Origin of the sequence: Herbaspirillum lusitanum P6-12, assembly GCF_000256565.1 — a bacterium.
GTDB lineage: Bacteria > Pseudomonadota > Gammaproteobacteria > Burkholderiales > Burkholderiaceae_D > Herbaspirillum > Herbaspirillum lusitanum.
Genome location: NZ_AJHH01000277.1, coordinates 1 through 5,695, shown reverse-complemented (window position 1 = coordinate 5,695; position 5,695 = coordinate 1). Strand labels below are relative to the sequence as shown.

Genomic DNA, 5,695 nt, shown 5'->3' with positions numbered 1-5,695 from the left:
CAGACCACCGCAACTTGCACCACCAGCCATCCTTCCGCCGACCGGCCCGCTATGCACAGGCTCCTCAATGGAAAAAGAATGGATGTAGCCTGTCCCATGTGTCACGCAAGAGATCGACACATATTCTTCAGGTATGTACACATACGGCTTTGCCTCCTTCGTCTCCGCCACAACAGGCGCAGTGGTACTGCATGCCGTCAAAGTAGCAATGCTCGCCAGCAGGAATGTCTTCTTCATCATTTTTTGGCCCATTCAAATCACCAGCTTTCTAGTGCTGCTTCCAAACCTTGGTTTTGCGCGATATCGAGCAAGATTTTGACGGCGTGACTGTCCGGCAAATGCAAACAGACGTAAGCCAGTTCCTTCCGGCTTTTTTCCTCTTTGATGTTTCGTCTATCCATTTCTTGCAACGCGGTTTGCACACGTTGAAACAAGAGTGATACTTTCACTTGCTTGAAAATGGGCATGTGTTTCGCGGACAACGCATTCAATATTCCGTCGGCCTCAGAACTATCAAATAGCTGTACGTATTGGGAATCGGAAAATGGAATGCGATCAATCTCGCCATACATGGGGGTCACGTACAAATCAGCATCATTGCAAGTTCCAGCGATGGTGACGACGCCACCCCGACGGTCAACGTAGTGCCATGCGGTGACACCGCTCAATATTGCTGCGCGTTGTTCCAACGTGAACACATCGAGGATCTCGGGCAGGCAAATGCTGTCGGCAAACCGTAGAGGAAACACCAAGGTGTCCGGCGTCTCTATCTGACTGAAGCGCACCAGATGTCTTTGCAACGCAAACAAATCCAGCGGGCTTTGAACGAATGTCAGCATGGGTTTGTGGTCGGTTCTGGAAAGCAGGCCTTGCAGTGCAGACAATCGCTTTTCTGGTTCAATGATCACCAGAAACGGCGCGCATTCTTCCAGCGCTTCAAGCCGGGACCCGGTGTACAGCGAGCGTACACAATGGACGTTGACTGCCTGGCTTTGTTGCCATAACAATGCCGCCCCCCATTTTTGATCAAATACGCCGTCAATCAGGGCGTAGGTATGTGGCGACTTACCAGCCCGCTGCTGATTTTTCTTTTCAGTTGCACTCAGCGCAGCATCCAGCGAATCCGCCAGATTGTCCTGATGGGGATCAACGTTAAACATGAGATTTCCTTGGGACGAATCAATGAGATGTATTTCAGCCCGTCACTGTCTGTGAAGATACAGAAGCTGTAAATGCGAGATGAAGCACCGCCCCAGAAATGCTCATAAAAATCGTCAGATTTTGAAGACGCTTTCATATTTGACACAAGGATCCGGAGTCTCTTTTAGGTTTGACCCAATTACTTGACGAGATAGATCACTCATCATTGCGCGTATCACAGGGGTTTTCCCACTTCGATCAACAGATGCTTGGGGCAATAAAAAACGGGGAGGCACAATGTGCGCTCCCCGTTTTTCTTCAAGTCCGACCAGCGACCTGATGACCTGATTTTGGCTTAACTACCCTTGCGCGTCTTGAATGCCGGCACGAACAGATCCGACCAGACCGCCGGCTTGGTCTTGATGGTGCCGGCCTTGTCCATGAACACCACGTATTGCATGATGTCTTCCGGCGTGGTCGTGAATTGCGTATCCGGATCGGCCAGCATCTTCTCGACTTCATCCTGCGTCAGCTTCATCTTCGACACGCGCAGGAAAGTCTCGGCCGCGCCCTTGCGGTTCTTCGCAATGTAGGCGTTGGCTTCTTCCTGCGCTTCCATGAAGGCTTGCGTCAGCTTCGGGTTCTTTTCGGTGAACTGCTTGAGCGCGAACACCACGTCGATGGTGATGTGGCCCAGGACGTCCGACGAATTCAGCACGCGGCGAATCTTCGGATCCTTGACTTCCTGGTACGAGAACGGCGGTGAAGTGAAATGGCCGGTGATCTCGGTCTTGCCGGACAGCAGCGAACCGAGTGCTTCCGGATGGCTCAGGCTGACGGTCAGCGGATCGAGCTTGGCGTAATTCTCGATGCCGAAGGTCTTGGCCACGGCCATTTGCAACAGCACCGCGGACAGGGAGGTCTTGATGCCGGGAATCGCGATCTTGTCCTTGGAGGTGAAGTCCTTGAGCGACTTGACGTTCGGGTTATTGGTATTGAGCCACAGCGGCGACGTGCTCAGCGCACCGAGGCCGGTCACTTCCGAACGCGGGATGCCGCGCGCCTTCGACCACAAGGTGATGAAGCCCGGCGCGCCCGTGCCGGCGATGTCCAGGTTGCCGGCCAGCATGGCGTCGTTGATGACGTTGCCGCCGTCGAGCAGCACCCAGTTGGTCTTGACGTCGCCCAGGCCCGCCGCCTTGGCGTGCTTCTCAATCAGGCCCTGGTCGCGGATCACCATCAGCGGCAGGTACAGCAAGCCATAGCCGTGCGACAAGCGCACCACCGGTGCTTCGGCGCGGGCCGGAATACTTGCGGCCAGCATGGACAGCCCCAGGGTTGCGGCCGTCATCAGTTTAGAAAAATGTCTGCGTTTCATTCTGTCTCCTTGGAAGGTGTCGATTTATATCGTTTTTTTGGAATTAATGTTGCATACCCCAGCGGCGGATGGTGCGTTTTTCAATCTTGGCGAAGATCATGTTTTCCACAAACAAGCCGATGATGATCACGAAGAACAGGCCCGAAAACACGTTGGCGGTTTCCAGCTGGTTGCGGTTTTCAAAAATGTACCAGCCCAGCCCGCCGGTACCCGACGATACGCCGAACACCAGTTCGGCCGCGATCAGCGTGCGCCAGGCAAATGCCCAGCCGATCTTGAGGCCGGTCAGGATGCTGGGAAAAGCGGCCGGAATCAGGATGTAGCGCACCAGCGCAAAACGCCGCAGGCCGTAGTTCTGCCCGACCATGCGCATGGTGGCGGACACCGAGCGGAAGCCGGCGTGGGTATTCAGGGCCACCGCCCACAGCACCGAATGCACCAGCACGAAAATGATGCTGCCGGTGCCCAGGCCAAACCAGATCAGCGCCAGCGGCAGCAAGGCGATCGCCGGTAGCGGGTTGAACATGGAAGTCAGCGTTTCGAGGAAATCGTTGCCGATGCGCGAGCTGATCGCCAGCGTGGTCAGCAGGCCGGCCAGCAGGATGCCGAGGCTGTAGCCGATCAGCAGCGTCTGCAGCGAGACGGCCGCGCGTTGCAGCAGCACGCCGCTGCTGATGCCGCTCATGAAGGCGTGCAGGGTTTCGCTGAAGCTGGGGAACAACAACGAGTTGTCGAGCCAGCGGCCGTAGATTTCCCAGACCAGCGCCAGCACCAGCAGGATCGCGGTCTTGCGGATCCAGCTGATGCGATAGATGGCTTCAAAGGCCGACAATGGGCGCTGGACTTCGGCGACGGCGTTGCGGTTCGGTTCGACGATGATTTCCGGACGCACGAAGAGTGTGCTGTTCTTGGTCATGGCGGTGTCTCTCTTTCTTTGTATTTATTAATCAGCGCGGATCAGTACGGATCAGTGCGCAAACAGCATGTCGTTGATGCGCTGCTCCAGCTGCGCCTGGCTGGCGGTGCCCATTTCTTCCGGCGGGATGCTGTTGAGTTCCGCCCGGACCTGGCCCGGATGCGGCGACAGCAGCAGGATGCGGGTGCCGATGCGGATCGCTTCTTCGATCGAGTGGGTGACGAACAGCACCGTGAAATTGGTGTCGTCCCACAGGCGCAGCAACTCGTCCTGCATCTTGCGGCGCGTGAGCGCATCGAGCGCGGCGAACGGTTCGTCCATCAGCAGCACGTCCGGTTCCATCGCCATGCCGCGCGCAATCGAGACGCGCTGCTTCATGCCGCCCGAGAGCGTGTGCGGATAGCTGTCGATGAACTTGGCGAGACCGACTTTCTCGATGTAATACGCGGCACGGTCGGACGCTTCCTTGCCTTGCAGGCGGCCGCTGGCATGCAGCGCGAACTCGACGTTCTGGCGTACGGTCTTCCACGGCAACAATTGGTCGAACTCCTGGAACACCATCATGCGGTCCGAGCCGGGCTGGGTGACTTCCCGGCCCTTGAGGCGGATCTTGCCGCTGGTCGGTTGCAAATAGCCGCCGATGGCCTTGAGCAAGGTCGACTTGCCGCAGCCGGATGGGCCCAGCAGGATGTAGCGGTCGGACGGATGGACGTTGAAGCTGACTTGCTGCGTTGCGGTAACGAGCGAGTCGGAAGTCTTGTATTGCAGGGTGACGTTGTCGATTTCCAGCAAGGGCGCGGACGGATCGACAGGCGTGACGGAAGACTGCGGCGCAGCGGCTTGATCGTTTTTCACAGAATCTCCTGTAGGCTTTTATAAGTTCTGTGAAGGATGCTAATCTCGCAAGCTGTAACGAAACTGACATACATGCGAGTATCGGCTGCGATATTTTCCCGATATCTTGCCGATATCGAAATACACTGAGGCCTGCTCCTGGCTCGCTCCATCAAGACGGATTCATCATGCGCATACTCCTGGTCGAAGACACTGCCGACGTGGCCGAGGCCATCGTCACCCACCTCAACCGCATCGGCCATACCGTGGAATGGGAAAGCAATGGGGCACACGCCAGCCGCCGCCTCTCTGAATCCTATGACCTGCTGATCCTGGACGTGATGCTGCCGCAGCAGGACGGTTTCAGCCTGCTGCAGCAACTGCGTACGCGCGGACACCATACGCCGGTGCTGATGCTGACCGCCTGCGCCGAAGTCGAGGAGCGGGTCCGCGCCCTGGACCTGGGCGCGGACGATTACCTGGTCAAGCCCTTCGATTTCCGCGAACTCGACGCCCGCATCCGCGTACTGCTGCGCCGCAGCGGCGGCGAATCGACCAACCTGCTGCACTGCGCCAACCTGTCGATCGACCGCAAGAGCCGCAGCGCCACCCTGGACGGCCAGCCCATCGAGCTGACCCGGCGCGAGGTGACGCTGCTGGAAATCATCGCCGCCCGTCCCGGCCGCATCTTCAACAAGGATGAATTGATGGACCGGCTCTTCACGGTCGATGACAACCCCAGCGCCAACAGCGTGGAGCAATACGTGGCGCGCCTGCGCAAGAAGCTGGCGGCGGCCGCCTTTGAAATCCGCACCCTGCGCGGACTGGGCTACCAGCTGGTGCTGCATGCCCCGGCCGAGCCCGGGGCCGGTGCAGGCACTGCCGCCCACACCAGCCCGCTGCACTGATGCAGGGCCGTACGCAACACGTCATCGCCGGGCGTTCGCTCTACACCCGCCTGGTCATCCGGGTGGGCGCGGTGCTGCTGGTGAGCGCGGCGGCGCTGCTGATCGCCATCTGGATTTCCACCCAGTTCGCCGCACGCGAAGCCTATGACCGCATCCTGTCCGGCAGCGCCTTGCAGATCGCCGAGAACACCTGGTACCAGAACGGCGCGGTCAACGTCGACGTGCCGCTGGCGGCGTTTTCGATGCTGACCGCCGGCGACCAGGTGTTCTATGTGGTGATCGATCCCGACGGCCGCACGGTCGCGGGCGACCCGGATTTCAAGCCCGAGATTCCCTGGAACAAACTGGAAGAAGGTCCGCTGCTGCAAGACGGCGCCTATCTCGACACGCCGGTGCGCATGGCCGTCATCGGCCGCCGCATGCCGGTTGCCGGCGCTCACCCCTGGGCCGTGATCGTGCTGGCGCAGACCAACAATGCACGCATGTCCTTCGCCAAGAGCGTCGGCACGGCTAAAATAT

General features: G+C 58.6%; 7 protein-coding genes. 2 read left to right on the top strand and 5 right to left on the bottom strand.

Annotated features, from left to right (window positions below):
• The 5 genes from HLUSI_RS34005 to HLUSI_RS0108975 all read right to left on the bottom strand — a co-directional run.
• Positions 1 to 252: hypothetical protein (locus HLUSI_RS34005; protein WP_029363309.1), on the bottom strand; the 252-nt coding region annotated here is incomplete at its 3' end.
• Between the two features lie 5 nt (positions 253 to 257).
• A complete protein-coding gene (locus HLUSI_RS0108990) occupies positions 258 to 1,160 on the bottom strand; it encodes a DUF4123 domain-containing protein (protein ID WP_016833645.1) in 903 nt (300 codons plus the stop codon).
• 335 nt (positions 1,161 to 1,495) lie between these two features.
• Positions 1,496 to 2,518 (bottom strand): ABC transporter substrate-binding protein, encoded by a 1,023-nt coding sequence (locus tag HLUSI_RS0108985; RefSeq protein ID WP_029363308.1) that lies wholly within the window; start codon positions 2,516 to 2,518, stop codon positions 1,496 to 1,498.
• A 43-nt stretch (positions 2,519 to 2,561) separates the two neighbouring features.
• Positions 2,562 to 3,434 (bottom strand): ABC transporter permease, encoded by an 873-nt coding sequence (locus HLUSI_RS0108980; RefSeq protein WP_016833642.1) that lies wholly within the window; start codon positions 3,432 to 3,434, stop codon positions 2,562 to 2,564.
• 51 nt (positions 3,435 to 3,485) lie between these two features.
• Positions 3,486 to 4,289, bottom strand: a complete 804-nt coding sequence (locus HLUSI_RS0108975; protein ID WP_016833641.1) for an ABC transporter ATP-binding protein — start codon at positions 4,287 to 4,289, stop codon at positions 3,486 to 3,488.
• Positions 4,290 to 4,456: 167 nt separating this feature from the next.
• Between HLUSI_RS0108975 and HLUSI_RS0108970 the strand changes: the two genes are divergently transcribed.
• Complete coding sequence (locus HLUSI_RS0108970; protein WP_013234505.1) at positions 4,457 to 5,176, top strand: response regulator transcription factor; 720 nt, start codon at positions 4,457 to 4,459, stop codon at positions 5,174 to 5,176.
• On the top strand, positions 5,176 to 5,695 hold a 520-nt coding region (locus HLUSI_RS0108965), incomplete at its 3' end, for a sensor histidine kinase N-terminal domain-containing protein (protein ID WP_016833640.1). The genes HLUSI_RS0108970 and HLUSI_RS0108965, both read left to right, overlap by 1 nt.